This is a genomic window from Mycobacterium sp. E3298 (genome assembly GCF_001666895.1).
GTDB lineage: Bacteria > Actinomycetota > Actinomycetes > Mycobacteriales > Mycobacteriaceae > Mycobacterium.
In genome coordinates, this window is sequence record NZ_LZJB01000083.1 from 1 (window position 1) to 16,591 (window position 16,591).

Annotated in this window: 12 protein-coding genes; 5 read left to right on the top strand and 7 right to left on the bottom strand. The window is 68.6% G+C overall.

Annotated features, from left to right (window positions below; genetic code table 11):
* A partial coding sequence (eccCa, locus tag A9X05_RS03720; protein ID WP_067779253.1) for a type VII secretion protein EccCa occupies nucleotides 1-3,100 on the bottom strand: 3,100 nt, incomplete at its 3' end.
* Nucleotides 3,097-4,614 (bottom strand): type VII secretion protein EccB, encoded by a 1,518-nt coding sequence (gene eccB / locus A9X05_RS03725; protein ID WP_067748001.1) that lies wholly within the window; start codon nucleotides 4,612-4,614, stop codon nucleotides 3,097-3,099. The genes eccCa and eccB, both read right to left, overlap by 4 nt.
* Nucleotides 4,615-5,040: 426 nt before the next feature.
* Between eccB and malQ the strand changes: the two genes are divergently transcribed.
* Complete coding sequence (gene malQ, locus A9X05_RS03730; protein WP_067747999.1) at nucleotides 5,041-7,203, top strand: 4-alpha-glucanotransferase; 2,163 nt, start codon at nucleotides 5,041-5,043, stop codon at nucleotides 7,201-7,203.
* Between the two features lie 68 nt (nucleotides 7,204-7,271).
* On the opposite strand, the gene A9X05_RS03735 is transcribed toward malQ, so the two are convergent.
* A complete protein-coding gene (locus A9X05_RS03735) occupies nucleotides 7,272-7,508 on the bottom strand; it encodes a hypothetical protein (RefSeq protein WP_156669876.1) in 237 nt (78 codons plus the stop codon).
* A 762-nt stretch (nucleotides 7,509-8,270) separates the two neighbouring features.
* On the opposite strand from A9X05_RS03735, the gene A9X05_RS03740 reads away from it, so the two are divergent.
* Nucleotides 8,271-10,013, top strand: coding sequence for a molybdopterin-dependent oxidoreductase (locus A9X05_RS03740; RefSeq protein ID WP_067779259.1), 1,743 nt, complete (start codon nucleotides 8,271-8,273; stop codon nucleotides 10,011-10,013).
* A 91-nt stretch (nucleotides 10,014-10,104) separates the two neighbouring features.
* The gene (locus tag A9X05_RS03745) at nucleotides 10,105-10,374 is read left to right on the top strand and encodes a hypothetical protein (protein WP_067750289.1); all 270 of its coding nucleotides are present in this window, start codon (nucleotides 10,105-10,107) and stop codon (nucleotides 10,372-10,374) included.
* A 3-nt stretch (nucleotides 10,375-10,377) separates the two neighbouring features.
* On the opposite strand, the gene A9X05_RS03750 is transcribed toward A9X05_RS03745, so the two are convergent.
* A complete protein-coding gene (locus A9X05_RS03750) occupies nucleotides 10,378-10,806 on the bottom strand; it encodes an SRPBCC family protein (protein WP_082950363.1) in 429 nt (142 codons plus the stop codon).
* A gap of 122 nt (nucleotides 10,807-10,928) precedes the next feature.
* On the bottom strand, nucleotides 10,929-11,486 hold the full coding sequence (locus A9X05_RS03755) for a hypothetical protein (RefSeq protein ID WP_067750285.1): 558 nt from the start codon (nucleotides 11,484-11,486) through the stop codon (nucleotides 10,929-10,931).
* Nucleotides 11,487-11,682: 196 nt separating this feature from the next.
* Between A9X05_RS03755 and A9X05_RS03760 the strand changes: the two genes are divergently transcribed.
* Nucleotides 11,683-13,449, top strand: a complete 1,767-nt coding sequence (locus tag A9X05_RS03760) for a DUF4407 domain-containing protein (RefSeq protein ID WP_067779262.1) — start codon at nucleotides 11,683-11,685, stop codon at nucleotides 13,447-13,449.
* Nucleotides 13,450-13,465: 16 nt separating this feature from the next.
* Here A9X05_RS03760 and A9X05_RS03765 read toward each other — a convergent pair whose 3' ends face one another.
* Together A9X05_RS03765 and A9X05_RS03770 are read right to left on the bottom strand one after the other, a co-directional pair.
* Nucleotides 13,466-14,275, bottom strand: a complete 810-nt coding sequence (locus tag A9X05_RS03765; protein WP_067750273.1) for a hypothetical protein — start codon at nucleotides 14,273-14,275, stop codon at nucleotides 13,466-13,468.
* Nucleotides 14,275-15,615, bottom strand: coding sequence for an FAD-binding oxidoreductase (locus A9X05_RS03770; RefSeq protein WP_067779256.1), 1,341 nt, complete (start codon nucleotides 15,613-15,615; stop codon nucleotides 14,275-14,277). Before A9X05_RS03770 ends, A9X05_RS03765 begins: the two co-directional genes overlap by 1 nt.
* Before the next feature lie 67 nt (nucleotides 15,616-15,682).
* Here A9X05_RS03770 and A9X05_RS03775 point away from each other — a divergent pair, with 67 nt between their 5' ends.
* Nucleotides 15,683-16,429, top strand: coding sequence for an IclR family transcriptional regulator (locus A9X05_RS03775; RefSeq protein ID WP_067750265.1), 747 nt, complete (start codon nucleotides 15,683-15,685; stop codon nucleotides 16,427-16,429).
* Nucleotides 16,430-16,591: the final 162 nt, after the last annotated feature.

Sequence of the window (16,591 nt, forward strand, 5' to 3'; positions counted from 1 at the left end):
CGAACCCGCTTCGCACCGGGGGCCGCAGCTCCGATTCGCGATCGGCCGTGACCACCACGTGGACCCCGAACGACGGGCCCTGGTTGATGATCAGGTTCACCTGCTCGATCAGCACCTCGTTCTCTTCGGCCAGCGCCCGGTAGTTGTCCACCACCAGGTAGACGTCGCCGAACCCGTCGTTGGGGACCGGGCCGGGCTCGCCGCCGAACTTGCGCCGACGGAAGACCTCCATGGAGGCGATGCCGTACTCCAGGAAGGTGCTCTTGCGCTGACGCACCAACGCCAGCAGCTCGGCCACCGTTCGGCGCACGCCGTACGGATCGGTCGGGCCGGCGACCTCACCGACGTGCGGCAACCGGGCGACCGTGGTCAACGCGGTGCTGCTGTAGGCCAGGCAGTAGAACTGGACCTGCTCGGGGGTGTGGGTCAGCGCGGCCGAGCAGATGAGCGTCTGCAGTGCCGTCGTCTTGCCCGAGCCGCCGGCGCCCAGGATGAGGACGTTGGCGCCCGGCCCCGAGGTGTCCACCGTCCACGGCGGCTGGTCGTGCTTGAAGGGCCGGTCGATGATCCCGATCGGGAACACCAGATCGCGGGCCGTGCCGTAGTTCTCCTGCCACGGGTGGCCGAGGAATCGGTCGACCAAGTCGTCGATCGGAACCGGCTGGTTCAGCGGCGGCTGCCACAACCGGTACGGCTCGAAGTCGATCTTGCGCAGCTGATCGATGATCACCGTGCCGACCTTCGGCACCCGGATGCCCTCGACGTCGTCGTCGCCGACCTCGTCGGCCCCGAGCGTCTCGCCGTTGGTGATCGCGGCCGGGGTGAGCTCCGGGCCGCCCACGCTGACCTCGAGCGGGGTGAACGAATTGGTGAACAGCTGCGGGCGAACGTAGTCGATGCTGTGCACCAACGCCGGCGCCTCGTCGCCGTCGTCGGTGAGCCCGCGGGGGAAGTAGTCCCGCCAAAGGAACTCGGCCTGGAACCGGACGATGTCCTCCAGGCTGCGGCGGAAGTAACCCAGGCCCGCCTGCGCCGGCAAGTTGACGGCGTTCGGCACGCCGGCCGCCTGCGCGGCGCCCGCGGTGCGCGCCTTCAGCACCAGCCGGTAACCCATGTTCTCCATCAGCTTTTCGGCGCGGCTCTCGATGGTCTGTGACGCCATCATCAGGTGGATCCAGTAGGCGCGGCCCTGCCGGCCGATCGAGTCGAGCACGTCGACCGCGGTCGGCATGATCCGGAACCATTCGTAGAACTCGTCGATGACCACCACGAGCATCGGCAGCGGCGCCATGTCCTGGCCGCGGGCCTGCATCCGGAGCCGGACCGAGTTGTACTCCTTGGCGTCGTCGACGCCGGCGCTGTCGCAAATCGCCTTGCGGCGGGCGATCTCGCCCCACAGGGCGTCCAGGAAGCGCTCCATCAGCGCCTGGTCCTCTTCCAGGTCGGTGATGATGCGCGACACGTGCGGGACCCCGGCGAACGGCTTGACCGCCGACCCACCCTTGAGGTCCGCCAGCACGAACTGCAGCTCCTCCGGCGGGTGGCTGAGCATCAGCGACTCGATCACGGTCCGCACCAGCGTCGATTTACCCGAACCCGTCGTGCCGGACATGACGCCGTGCGGGCCGTCACCGCCCTCGTCGAGGGACTTCATGTCCAGGAACAGCAGCTCGCCGTTGTCGGAACGAACCCCGAACGGTGCCCGCAACCGCGACCGGCCCATCGAGTCGTTACGCGCGCCCCACAGCGCCTCGAAATCGATCTGACCCGGGTCGTCGATTCCGTAGTAGGCCATGATGTCCCGGGCGCCGATGTGGGCCACCCGCTGGCCGATCTCCTCGTAGGCCTCGGCGAGGCGCCAGCGGGCCAGCGCCTGGGCGAACTCCTCCGCCTCGGCGACGCTGATGTGGTCGGTCAGCGCGAAGAACCACGGCTTCTCGTCGATCACCATCCAGGTGTCGCGGTCGCGGGGCAGCGCCTCGATGATGCCCTTGTCGTCGAACCGCAGGGTGCGCTCCGGAACCGAGGTCCACATCGAGGAGCCGGTCAGGTCGAAGAAGGTCACCCCGTCGATGCCCTCGGCGCTGATCACGAATTCCCACTGGGGGTCGACGACGTCCGCGACGATCACCGTGTGCGGCGTCGGGGTCTGCGCCGACGAGCTGGCGTGCCGGGGCGTGAAAGAGCCACGTCCGGCGAACAATTCGGACTGCTCGGCGGCGAACTCGCGTACCGAGCTGTAGACCATCCGCGCGTTGCCCGCGGCGTCCTGGCGCCGTGGGTCGCCGAAGTGCGGAAGCCATTTGACCCAATCCCACTCGTCCAGGTCGGCGGTGACGACGACCATCTGGACGTGGTCGGGGCCGTGCGAGAACGCCAGCTGGCAGATGATCGCCCGCATCAGTCCCAGCACTTGCTCGCGGTCCCCGTTGAGCGCGTACCAGGGTTCGACGAGCAGCGAGATCATCTTGGGCAGGTTGTAGACGACGCTCTGGTAGCGGCCGAATTCCTGCAGCGCCTTACCGGTCACCGGCTCCAGCTCGATGTCGGTCGGCATGTTCTGGGGCTCACCCCAGGTCACCTCGGGACGCGTCATGCCGACGCCGACGCGGACCACACCGAAGTTGAGGTCCTTGCCGTCGGGCTTGCGCTCCCACATGCGTGAGCTGCCGACCGCGGCGGCCAGCGTGGTGGGCGCCGGGTGGTACCACCGGTAGTTGGCGTCCATGCTGTCGGCCGACTCGTGGGCGGTCTCGCGCAGCATGTCCAGCATCAGCATGAACTGGGCGCGCATCGCGTCCAGCTTGGGCCGGCTCATCTGCTGCTGACCGCCGAATCGGCCGCCGAACATCATCATCGCGACGCCACCGATCATGAAGATCGGGAAGATCGCGCCGGCGCCGCCGAACACGCGCGAGCCGCTGCCGAAGACCATTGCGACCATGCCGATCAGCAGGCCGATCACCAGGACGCCGACGATGATCAGCCACACGGGCTTGCCCTCGGGCGGCGGAATGCTCAGGGGCGTCGGAAGGACGATGTTCTCCGGCTTGATGACCGGAGGCTTCTCCGGTGTCGGCCGTGCAAACCCGCGTTTCACTTAGGTACCGCCAATTCTCCTGGGGACATATCCATCGGTAGGGTGTCGTGCTCCACGAGCGCGTCCGCGCGCGACAAGGTCGGGCCTTGCGGGAGCAGCCGCAGCGCCACCCACGGCGCCAGGCTCGGTTTGGTCTTGAGGCCCAACGCCTCACGCACGTCGCGGGTGTCGTCGACCCCGAACCGGGCGCCGGCGTCCGTCACCCACCACAGCGATTCCGTCGTCTTGGCGCCCGGGTCGTTGCCGGTGACGGCCACGAAGTTTCCGTAGTCGGGCCCGAAGAAGACCTGGTCGGCCACGCGGCCCGTCGTGTCGGCCTTGACCAGCGAGACCACCTTGTTCTCGTCCTTGGCCGCCACCGGGATGGTCGGGCCGGACACCACCTGGATGCGGGCCCGGTTTTCACCGGAGGTCTTCTGCCACCACCAGCAGGTCGACGGGTTCTCGCGGATGTCCGAGACGTTCAGCGGGGCGTCCGGGTAGGAGGACAGATCCAGCTTGTTGACCACGGGCATCTTCGCCAGGGCGGACGGTTCGACGGTCACCGGTTTGGTGTTGCCCGGCCCGGCGTTCTGCAGAATCTGGGCCACCAACGGCGGGAGGGTCTGCACGCCGTCGGCCAGCACCAGCGAATATTGTTGCGGCCCACTGATTTGCGGTGTGACGATCACCGTGCCGATCGGGCCGGGCGCGTTCGGGAAGGATGCGCCGGCGCCCGCGTTCGGGATCTGGGGCACGGTCAGTTCGGGTCCCACCGGCAACGCGTCGAACAGGGCGCGGCTCATGGGCTTGGCCTGGCCGACCTGCTCGGGCGTCAGGCCCAGCGGCAACAGCACCGACCGGTTGGTCGCATCGATCCGTGACCGGCGTCCCTCCCGGATCACCCACGCGTCCCCGCCGTAGTTCAGCACCACCGCGTCCGACCCGTTCAGCACGCGCCGGTGGTTGCTGAGGTCGGGGTTCCCGTCGATGACGGTCACCGTCACGCCGGACGGTGCGCTGACACCGGTCGAGGTGGCGACGGTGTCACACACCAGCCACGACGACGTGGCCGGGCTGGTGGTGTGGAAGTTCGACGGCGCGCCCGGGATGCCCACCATCGGGCCGCGCGGCAGGCTGGCGATCTGGTTGGACTTGACCAGGTGCGGGTTGTCCGGGCGGCCGGTGATCAGGCGCGCCGACGCCAGGTTCAGCGCCGGATACAACCGGTCACCCACGCGGACGTACAGGGCGCCGGAGTCACGGTCGGCGATGATCGGCGAATCCCCGACCTGGCCGGCCGGGCTGAGGAAGGAGTACAGCAAGGCGCCCAGGCAGATCACCAGCGCCGCCGACACCGACGCCACCACGGCCAGCGTCTGGCGCCGCCCCGGCTCGACCTCCATGCGGACGCGCCAGCGGGTGAGCGCCATTGCGGTGCGGCGAGCGAGGAACTGGTAGCCGGTCACCTGGGTCCGCGTCGACAGCCCGAGGCCATACCCCGACCCGCGCTGCCCGCGACTCTCTTCCGCCACTTAATTCACCATCCGGTCTGCTAGAACGCCTGGATATTGTCCTGTGAAAATTTCCGCTGCGCGAATTACATCGACAACCGTAAGGCACCGGTACGGGCCTCGCCACGCGGCGACGATGACGTTCGCTGCTGCATCTGCTTCATCTGCGGGCGTCCGGTCGTCGGCAGCTCGCCGGGCCGCCGGCGTGCGCCACGCGCCAGGCGCCGTTGAGCTGGCACTTTTTGTTCCCCGCCGATCCCGCCCGGACTCCTCATGTCTCTGAGGGCATCGTAATGGCGAATGGCGCGCCCGTCCTGTCGAGCGTGCGCCCTCGGCGCACGGCGCGACGCAGCACCGGCCGGCAAACCGGGCGGCGGCGGTCGCGGGCCGGGTCGCCGCCTCTCCCCGATTGGTCGGCGGGCGATTTCTGGCACCAAGATGAGCGGTATGAGTGAGCTCGCGCCGTCGCTGGTCGAACTTGCCAGGCGATACGGCATCGCGACCGAGTATCAGGACTGGACCGGGCGGCGGGTGCTCGTCGCCGAGGCCACGCTGGTGGCCGTGCTGGCCGCGCTCGGCGTGGCGGCCGGAACCGAGCAGGAGCGCAACGTGGCCCTGGCCGCGAAGCTGCGGTCGCATTGGGCGCGGCGGCTGCCTGCGACCATCGTCGGCCGGACCGGCGAGCAGGCCCGGTTCTGGGTGCACGTGACCCACGGCGACCCCGCCGAGGTGTGGTTAGAGCTCGAAGACGGCACCGTGCGCGGCGGGATCCAGCAGGTGGACAACTTCACCCCGCCGTTCGAACTGAACGGGCGCTGGGTGGGCGAGGCCAGCTTCGTACTGCCGCCCGACCTGCCGCTGGGCTACCACCGGGTGCACCTGCGGTCCGGCGACGGCGAGACCAGCACCGCGCTGATCATGACGCCGGACTGGCTCGGGCTGCCGGAGCGGCTCGGGGCCCGGCGCGGCTGGGGGCTGGCCGCCCAGCTCTACAGCGTGCGGTCGAGCCAGTCCTGGGGGGTCGGCGACCTGACGGACCTGACGGACCTGGCGGTGTGGTCGGCGACGCGGCACGGCGCCGACTACTTGTTGGTCAATCCGCTGCATGCCGCCGCTCCGACGACCCCCATGGAGCCCTCGCCCTACCTGCCTACCTCGCGGCGCTTCGTCAACCCCCTCTACCTTCACGTCGAGGCGATCCCCGAGTTCGCCGCGCTGCCCAAGCGAAGCCGGGTGCGGCGGCTGCGCTTCGACGTGCAACAGCGCGCCGCCCGACTGGACTCGATCGACCGCGACAGCGCGTGGGCGGCCAAGCGCGCCGCGCTCGAGCTGCTGCATCGGGTGCCGCGGTCGGCGGGCCGCGAACTTTCCTACGAAGCCTTCCGCGCCCGTGAAGGCCGCGCGCTCGACGACTTCGCCACCTGGTGCGCCCTGGCCGAGAAATACGGCGCCGACTGGCATTCCTGGCCGCAGAAGCTGCGGCATCCCCAGGCGAGCGGTGTCGCAGGTTTTGTCGAAAAGCATTCGGACACGGTCGATTTCCACCGGTGGCTGCAATGGCAACTCGATGAGCAACTCGCCGCGGCGCAGTCGCGGGCGGTCCGGGCCGGAATGGCGCTGGGCGTGATGCACGACCTGGCGGTCGGCGTGCATCCCGACGGCGCCGACGCGTGGGCGCTGCAGGATGTGCTGGCGCTGGGCGTCACCGCCGGTGCCCCGCCCGACGAGTTCAACCAACTCGGCCAGGACTGGTCCCAGCCGCCGTGGCGGCCGGATCGGCTGGATGCGGAGGAATACCGCCCCTTTCGGGCGTTGATCCGCTCGGTGCTGCGGCATGCCGGTGGTGTGCGGATCGACCACATCATCGGGCTGTTCCGGCTCTGGTGGATCCCGGAGGGCGCACCGCCCACCGAGGGCACCTACGTTCGCTACGACCACGAGGCGATGATCGGCATCGTCGCGTTGGAAGCACACCGCGCCGGCGCGCTGGTCGTCGGCGAGGACCTCGGCACGGTCGAACCGTGGGTGCGCGACTACCTGCTGCTGCGCGGGTTGCTCGGCACATCGATCCTCTGGTTCGAGCTCGACCGCGACGGGGCCGGCGGCCCGCTGCCGGCCGAGCGCTGGCGCGAGTACTGCCTGTCGTCGGTGACCACCCACGATCTGCCGCCGACGGCCGGCTACCTGGCGGGCGACCACGTGCGGCTGCGCGAGTCGCTTGGACTGCTGACCCGCCCCGCTGAAGACGAGCTTGCCGCCGACAGGGCCGAGCTCGCGGCCTGGCTGGCCGAGTTGCGGCGGGTGGGGCTGCTCGGCGACGCCGACACCGACGAGGAAAGCATCATCTGTGCCTTGTACCGGTATCTGGGGCGGACCCCGTCGCGCCTGGTGGGCGTGGCCCTGACCGACGCGGTGGGTGACCGGCGGACCCAGAACCAGCCCGGGACCACCGACGAGTACCCCAACTGGCGGGTGCCGCTGACCGGCCCCGATGGCCGCCCGGTGCTCCTGGAGGACGTGTTCACCGATGTCCGGGCGGCCACCCTCGCCGAGGCCGTGCGCAGCGCAATCGCGCCCACGGACGTCGATAGCGCGCCTGTTAGCTTCTGAGGCCAATAAGGTTTCCGCCGTGTACGGCCGCGCGACCCGGCCTAGCGGCAGCTATTGAGGTGCGGTCGTTAACTGGGGCAGACCTGCTTGACCCAGCCGTCGACGGTCTTGTTGTTTTTCGTGTAATCCGGGTCATCGAAGTGCGCGCCACCCGTGGTGACGAAGTGTTCGATGGCGTCTTTGACGGAAGCCGGCGGGTTGTACCGCTCCAGGGTGTCAGCGGCCTTGCGCGCGGCGTCCTTGTCCGATGCGGCGAGCAGATCCACATTCGCCCCGGTGACGTCGACACATTGGCTGGAATCCAAGGTCGCGACTGCCGGCGCGTTTGCCGTGCTGGTATCGCTGGACGCCGCGGATGCCGACGTAGTAGCTGTGGTGGTCGAACTGCTGCTTGCAGCCGAACTCGATCCCGAACTCGCGGGTTTGCTGCTGGAGCAGCCGGTCATTAGTGCTGTGGCAACTACGAGGGCCATAAACAACCACCGACGGGTCATACAATCCTCCAACTCGATTTGTAATTTTCATTTGCCGGGATGTCGCCCGTATTTCAGGCCGGCAACCGGACGCCGTACGATAACCCGGTATTCGCGGGACCGTTGAGTTTTTCGCGTTCGAATTCATTTTGCTGAAACGTGTCCACGCACGAATTCGGCCCTCACCGCTTAGCCCGAAGCCCGACGGCGACGGCGACCGCTCCGGCGTTCCGCGGGCGTTCGCCGTCAACCCGGTTGAGATAGTTCGGGCCGCCCGGTTCGACGACACGACCCGATCCAGCGGCCTTCCAGAAGACTCTGCGCCAACTCACAGCGGGCGTCCATAAACCGCATCTTCGGTGTAAGCGCCTGATTCGTCGGGCAGTTGCGGTGTTGAGGGCCGGTGCGGCGGGCGGATTTCGCCCGAATCGGACCGTCGGCAGCGAAAGTACGTCGCCCCGGGCTCGGGACGCGGCGTTTCTTCCTGATCGTGTCCAATTTCTACAAGTCGACCCGTGTAAATTCGGCCTCGTGACGAACACCGAACAACGGAACTCAGACGTCAATCCGGCCGGCGGCGTGTCGACACTGAGAGTGGGCACGCCGCTGCAGTCTCCCCCGGACTACCGCAACGAGATTCACACCGCCGAGGACGTCATCGACGTGGAGACCTACGGTGGCGGCTTCGACCTCACCCGCCGGGCCACCGCCCCGAAGCTGCGCGTCGGCCGCGACCGGTGGTTCAATCTGCTCTGGCTGATACCCATCGGCTTTGCCCTGCTGATCGCCGGTGTGGCCGTGGGCAAGGGCCTGCACAACATGCCGGCGGTGCAGTCGTTCATCCAGCGTCATCCCGGCACGGACCGCTCCGGCGTCGCTCCCGGCCTGCCGGCCTGGATCGGCTGGACGCACTTCTTCAACCTGTTCATGATGATGTTCATCATCAGGACGGGAATCCAGATCCTCTGCGACCATCCCCGGCTCTATTTCAGCCGCAACGCCACCCCGGGTAAGGACGAGTGGCTGCGGGTCGGTCCGCCCGTGCCGGACGACGAGCTGTGGACGGCCAACGCCGACACCGTCGCCCTCCCACCGCAATTGGGCCTGCCCGGCTTCCGGCACTCGATCGGGCTGGCCCGGTGGTGGCACCTCGGCGTGGACGTGCTGTGGCTCGTCAACGGGGCGGTCTTCTATGTGCTCCTGTTCGCCACCGGGCAGTGGCGCCACATCGTGCCGACCAGCTGGGACGTCTTCCCCAACGCGGCGTCGGTGGCCATTCAATATCTGTCGCTGGACTGGCCGACCGACAACGGCTGGGTCGCCTACAACGGCCTGCAGTTGTTGTCCTACTTCACCACGGTTTTCATCGCCGCGCCCGCGGCTTTGATCACCGGCCTGGGAATGTCGCCCGCGTTGTCGCAGCGGGTGCACTGGCTCAGCAAGCGGCTGAGCATTCAGCACGCGCGATCGCTGCATTTCGTGGTGCTCGTCTATTTCCTGTTCTTCATCCTGGTGCACGTCACGATGGTGTTGACGACCAGTGCGCTGCGAAACCTCAACCACATGTTCGCCTCGCGCGACGACAACAGCTGGGTGGGTTTCTGGATCTTCGCCGCGGCCATGGTGGTGACGGCGATCGCCTGGGTTTGGGCCACTCCCTTCACCATTCGTCATCCGCGGGTGATTCAGCGGGTCGGGTACGCGCTGGTGGGCCCGTTCCAGCGAATGCTTGAACAGCTCGACCCCAAGCCCGGCGCCTTCACCGAAAAGGACATCTCGCCGCATCATTGGCGCAACGGGCGCCTGCCGGAGACCGTCGAGTACAAAGAGCTGGAGGCAAACGACTTCAAGGACTGGCGGCTGAAGGTCTACGGTCTCGTCGAGCACCCGATGGAGTTCTCGCTCGAGGACCTGATGGCACTGCCCTACCACGAGCAGATCAGCCAGCACTTCTGCATCCAGGCCTGGTCGGGCGTCGCCAAATGGGGTGGCGTGCAGGTGAAGACGATCATGGACATCGTCAAGCCGCTGCCGGAAGCCAACTGGGCGGTGTTCTATTCGATGGGCCTGGGCGCGACGGGCGGCATCTACTACAACGCCCATCACATCGGCCAGATGGACCACCACATGACCATGCTGGCCTACAAGATGAACGACCAACCTCTCCCCTACATGCACGGCAGGCCGCTGCGGCTGCGCAACGAATTGCAGCACGGCTTCAAGCTCGTGAAGTGGATCAAGGGGATCGAGTTCGTCGCCGACTACCGCGACATCGGCAGCGGTTACGGCGGCTACAGCGAGGACCACAAGTACTTCGGACGGCATCAGACGCTGTAGTCGGCGTCGACGCGTCGGTCGTTTGTCCCGACGGCATTCCGGGTAGCACAACTAAGCGGCCCAAAGGAATTGACCAGAGGAGACGCCCCCCATGACGCACAGCCCCGCTCACGCTCGGACCAGCCGCCGGGACTCGGCACGCCAGGCTGAACGCACGCCCGGGCTCGTCGTCATCGTGGCCGCCGCCCTGGCATTCGTGGTGTGCGTGGCGACCTTCGCCCTCGGCCACGCCGGCGCGGGCGTCGCCGCGGCGATCGTCGCCCTGCTCGCGTTCGGTGCCGGGCTGGACTGGCTTGGCATGGACCGCAGGCGGATTCGCCAGGCGGAACGGGATTGGCCGATCGGCCACGCGGCGCGGTAGCCCCTATTGCAGAGCGGCCAGGTTCTTCACGGACTTCTCTACATCCGATCGAAGCACCCGGGCCACCAACCCGCCGATCGGCCCGCCGAGCAATCCGCCCCGCAGATCCGCCGTGAGATGAAAGTCGGTTCCGGGATCCTTGCTCGTGACCGTCATGGCCACCCCGAGCCGAATCCCACCGCGACCGCGACCTTGCAGCTCAATCGCTTTCGGCTCGTCGTAGCGGGTCACCGTCCAGTGGATGACGTTGCGAAAGCCCTTGACCTTCACGCACGACGAGACGCAGGTGCCCTCCTCGATCTTGTCGGGAACGGGTCCGCGCCACCCGGCGAAAATCGTCATCCACTCGTCGAACCGACTCAGGTCGGACGCCAGCTTCCAGGCGGCCTCCGGATCCACCTCCGACGACACCGAGACATCTACACGTGCCAAGTTCCCCCGCTCCTCCCCGACGATGATCGCGGTCGGCGCCGGCACGGCAGCACAGGCGACCCGGCGCGCAACCCGCACTGAGTACCCGCGGACGACCGGGGCTATGCGTCGCGCCGGGGGCCCTAGGGCCAGGCCTCCTGCAGTTGTTGCGCCACGTCGATGATCTGCGCGGCCTGCGACTGCGGCGAGTCGATCTCCTCGGCGACATACTGGGCGACGAACCGGCGGATTTCGCCGTCGACGCCGGCGAGGATGCGCAGCACCTCGCCGCGGAAGGACTTCGACGACACGTTGACGGTGATGTCGGAAGGCCGGGGCTTCGCGACGTCGACGATCAGCAACAGCGGCTCGGCGGCCCGCGCCGTGGCCCGCAATGCGATGTCTCCGGAGACGACGAACCGCTGCTTGTCGAGCCGGAGGTCGAGCAGCAGGTCGATCGACAACGGGATGTGGATGCTGAACGTGATGCTGTCACCCAGGCGGCGGGTGACCTTGGGCTCGTGGATCTTGACGTTGGCGCTGACCTTGGCGATTCCGCCGGGGCCCTGCGCGATGGGCTCCATGGCGAACTCGTTGCCGGCGATGTCGGCGAACGCGGCGGCGACACGCTCGGGAGTGACAGCGACCTCGAAGAATCTGCGACCAAACTCTTCGTAGGTGACAAAATCGTGAGTCTCCATAGGCTCATACCGTCTCACGCCGGCCGCCGGAACCGTCGCTGATCTGCACGCGTCGCGCAAATCCGCGACCACCACGGCTCGCCCGCCGGGATGGCCGGCGAGCCGTCGGATTGTGAGGCACGCCACACCCGGGGGGCTTCGATTCGATCCGACGGGCGGTCGCCTGGGAGGCTTGTTGGCTTGGGAGGTGTTTTCGATGTGCGCCCAGGAAGTTACCGAGAAGCGGTCGGCGTGGTGGCCCGCCGGCCTGCTCACGTGGCTCGGCGGCGGGCAATGGCGCGAACCCGCTGATCGCGGCGAGCGCTCCACGCACGCCGCCGAGACCGGCGCCGGCGCGGTGGTGTTGTTCGGGGCGGTGCTGGCCGTGCTCGTCGCGACCCTGGCGGTCGGCGAGACCGGCCGCTGGTCACTCGCCTCCGTACTGCCGCTGACGGTGGTCTTCGGGTTGCTGGTCGGCGCGGTTGCCCGCGCCACCACGTCCGGGTCCCAGCGCGGCCGGGTCGGCACGGCGGGGCGCGCGTCGGTCGCGACCGCGCTCGGGGTCATCGTCGGCGAACTGGCCGCACTCGTCCTGCTTTCCGGCTCGATCGACCATCGCCTCGACGAACGTGCCCTGCGCAATGCCGGCTCGGCGCCGGCCGTCGCGCAGGCGTCGGCGTCCCTGCAACAAACCAGGGATGCGCGGGCCGCGCTCGACGGCGCCGTCGACGGCGCTCATCAGCAGCAGGATCGGGCCCTGGTCATCGCCCGCTGCGAATACCATCCCACTCCCGCCTGCCCACAAACCCGCATCACGGGTGTCCCCGGTGTCGGGCCCGAAACACGAACGGCGAACGAGCTTCTCGCGGACGCACAGCATGAACTGGACGATGCGCTCGCGGTCCGGGATCGACAGGCCCCGGAGCTGGACGCCAGGATCTCCCGCGAGCAGCAAGCACTCGACGAGGCGCGTCGCGGCGCGGTCGCGGGCGCCGATCGCGGCCTGGGCGCTCGCTGGGTCGCGATGAACGACCTCACCCGCACCGACGCCGGGGCGCTGACCTTGCGGCTGCTGACCATCGCGTTCTGCGTGCTGCTCTACGTGTTGCCCCTGATCCTGAGGCGGTGGCGCGGCGAGACCGCGCTCGACCGGCGCGCGGCGGCACGCGCGGATCGTGAACGCGCGGAACTCGAGGCCGACACCGCGATCGCGATCAAGCGGGCAGAGGTCCGCCGCGAGGCCGAAATCCTGTGGGCCGAGCATCAACTCACTCAGGCCCGGCTCGCCATCGAGGCGCAGACCGAGATCGACCGGGAGCAGCAGCGCCGGCGAATCGCGGACGCCATCGATCCCCCGGTGCGGGCGTCGTCGCAACGGCCCATCGAACCGGCCGACGAAGACATCTATCTGCCGATCGCCGCGGAAGCCGAGGCCGCCAGCCGGGCGATTGTCGGCCTTCCCGCGCCGGCGCAGATCGCCGACGTGGAGAATCTGCCGGCGCCCGTCCAGCGCGACGTGGTGGCGCACGAAGAACGCGGCACGTCGCTCATCCCGTCGATTCCCGACGCCACCAAGGCCGCCGCGCGATGGATTCGCCCGTTGGTGCCCCCGTTTGTGGGGCGGGTGATCGACACCACGACCGCACCGCTGCGCACCGCGCGCCAGGTCTTCGAAGAGGTCGAGGAGTTCACCTTCTCGATGCGACGCACCCACAAAGTCACGGTCGACTCCGAAAGCTCCGAGCCTGGCGAACGTGCCGAGCGGCCTTCGGAGACGGGCGAATCCCCCTTCCCTACAAGAGCTTTCGTCGACTCGGCCCGAGACCGAACCGGCCCGTCCCCGCACTCACGGCTGGGCGGTCCGGACCGGCACGCGCGGTCGCTCGGGAAGGCGCGGCGAAGCGACGATCGGGAGCTCGCCAGGCGGGACGGGCCGGCCGAGTTGGGCGCCCCCGAAGGCCCGCGTCAGCTCCCGCCCGCTTAGCGCGGCGTCCGCGCGCCTACTCGTCGCCGAAGGCCGCGTGGAGCTCCGGCAGGAAGGCCGCCAGATGATTCATCTCCTGGGCGCAGTGCACCAGCAGGTTGCGCGCGCTGGTCTCGGCGTTGCCGAGCACCCGCGAGGCGATGGGGCGCACGGCCCGCGACGCGACGCCGGGGACGTTGCGCACCGCGATGTGCCGTCCGCCCATCCAGAACCGTGACCGCATCTCCGCGCCGCCGGGGGTCGACCGGACGTGGTGGATGAACCAGCCGACGTCCACCGGGGCCTCGCTGGATCCGAGCCGGGCACAGATCGCCACCGCGCGATCGTCGTCGGGCGGGCAGCCCATGCTTGCCGGCTCGACGAATTGGATTGCGCCGTTGAGGATTGTCGAGCCGATGTATTCGCTGATCAGCGACCAGCGGCCGATGTAACGCCGGGCGCCCCGGCGGCCCGTGTCGTCGCCGTCCTTCCAGGCGGCGGCCAGGTGCGCCCGGGGATGCCAGAGCTTGTACCGGCGGGTGTCACAGCCGTGCCAGCCGAACCACCACGACCACATCGCCGGGGTGACCCCCGGCATGTCGGTGCGCACCGACACCTGGTAGCCGCCGTCGTCGAGGGCCCCGTACCCGTTCTCGGTCTGCTGGTACCCGTCGTCGGCCACCCGCGCGGCGTCGTCGAACGACGGCAGCGCCATGGCGCCTTGCGGCCCGTGTTCGAGCGCCTCCACGACGTGGCGTGGCAGCGGGGCCATTTCGGGCGTGAAGAACTTGCCGAAAGGGGTGTTCGCGTCGTCGCCGCGGTAGCCCAGATAGAGGTCGGTGGCCATCAGAGTCGTCCCATCCAGCTGTTGAACAAGCCGTCGGGGTCGTACTCGGCGCGCACGCGGTCGAGCTTGGCCATGGCGGCGTCACTGGCGAACCGCGCGGGCCGCTGGCCGAGGTTCTCGTCGGCGAGCTGAATGCCGATCGCGAACTCTGACATCGCGGCCATGTTGGACCGCGCCCAGTCCGCGTACTTGGCCTCGTCGGCCGGGTCCTTCCACGAACCGTAGAGCGCGAGGTAGATGTCGCCCTCGATGCTGTAGGCCATGTCCTGGCGGGGCGGGCAGGGGCCCCAGTTCAGCCAGAGGAAGTGCGCGGGATGCGGCGGCATCGTGTCCAGGATCGTCCGGATGCCCGGCAGCAGGTCCTCGGCCGGTGCCGACGTCCACATGTTGTCGACGGCGTAGTGGTGGTCGGACAGGTAGTGGCTCATCGCGACGTCATACCAGCTCGGCAAATCGGTTGGCATATAAGGAATCTTGACGAGCGCCCGATCGGCGACCGGGCAGCTGCCGAACAGCGCCAGGGCCTTTTCCGCCTCCTCGTCGGAGTCCGCGAAGGCGGGCGACGCCAGCGAGATGACCGGGGTGTCGATGCCCATGTTCGGTTCACCGCGTGAGGCCACGGCCTGCAGCTCGACGCGGGGGTCCACTTCGGCACTGACCGCGCGGGTCCATGTGAAGACCTCGTCGGCCAGCTCAAACGGGTAGACGTAGACGCTGGTGCCGCAGGCGACCGGTCGCGGATAGAGCTTGAGGTAGAACGAGGTGACCACGCCGAAGAAGCCGGGGCCGGCGCCGCGGGCGGCCCAGTAGAGGTCGGCGTTGTTGCTGGCGTCGCAGTGAATCTGTTCGCCTTCGGCGGTCACGACGTCGAGGCCGATGACGCTCTCGCAGGCCGGGCCGTAGACGCGGCTGTTCCAGCCGTAGCCGCCCTGCAGCAGGTAGCCGCCCAGACAGACGCCCTTGCAGTGGCCACCGGGAAAGAACAGCCCCTGCGCCTCGAGGTCGGCCATCAGCAGGCTGCCGCCCTTGCCCGGACCCACTTGGGCGAGGCGCTTCTCGGCGTCGATGACGGCGTGGTCGAGCCGGCTGACGTCGAGCAGCACGGAACCATCGCGCAGGTGGCTGGCCGCGAAGCTGTGTCCGCCCGAAACGATGCTGACCTTGAGCCCGTGGGTCGTGGCGTACCGGATGCCGGCGACGATGTCGTCGGCGTCGATGGCCTGCACGATCACCTCGGGGTGGCGCTCGGGCACCCGCTGGTGCCACACGGTGCCCCGGCGGGCCGCCTCGTAGCCGTCATCACCCCGAAAGTAGTGCCGTCCGGCCGGCAGCCCGCTCATCGACCATCCCCTTTGATTCGGAGTTCGGATCTTTGTGATCCGGGATGCGGAACACTATAGTGGAGGAATGCCGTCCACGGGGGAAAATTCGCCAACTGGTCGCGACGAAGGCATCCAGGTGCTACGCCGCGCGGCCGCCGCGCTGGACGAGATCGCCGCCGAGCCGGGGCGGCTGCGTCTGGTCGACCTCGGCGAGCGGCTCGGGCTGGCCAAGTCGACGGCGCGGCGGCTGCTGGTCGGTCTGGTCGAGGTGGGCTTGGCCAGCGTCGACGGGCAGGGCCGCATTGCCCTCGGCGACCGCCTGTTGGGATTCGGCAATTCCGACGGGGCGCACATCACGGCGGTCTTCCGCCCCACGATCGAGCGGGTGGCGCGCGCGACCGACGGCGAGACGGTCGACCTGTCGGTGCTGCGGGGGCAGCGGATGTGGTTCGTCGATCAGTTGGAATCGTCGCATCGCCTGCGCGCGGTCTCCGCGGTCGGCGTCCGGTTCCCCCTCGAGTCGACGGCGAACGGCAAGGCCGCCCTCGCGGCGCTGGACGACGCCGACGCCGAGTCGGTCATGTCCCGATTGGGTGCCGAGGCCGCCGACCGGCTCCGCGGAGAGGTCGCCGAAATCCGGCGCACCGGAATCGCTTTCGATCGCGACGAGCACACCCCGGGGATCTCGGCAGCCGCCATCGCGCGGCGCACCGTGGGTGACAACGTGGTTGCCATCTCCGTGCCTGCGCCCACCGAGCGGTTCGGCGAGAAAGAACAGCGCATCGTCGACGCATTGCGCGCCGCGGCCGAATCACCGGCCTGGGCACGCTGACGTCAGCGGACCAGGTTGATCCCATAGTCGATTTCGGGCGCGGGCCGATTGGCCGCGCGATTTCGCCGAGACCGCCGCACCCCCCGCCCGCGTGCCGGCCACTGCAACCGAAGCCCAAAAGCGCCACCCTCCGCGCGCGCCTTTGCGTCGTTGTGGTTGGGG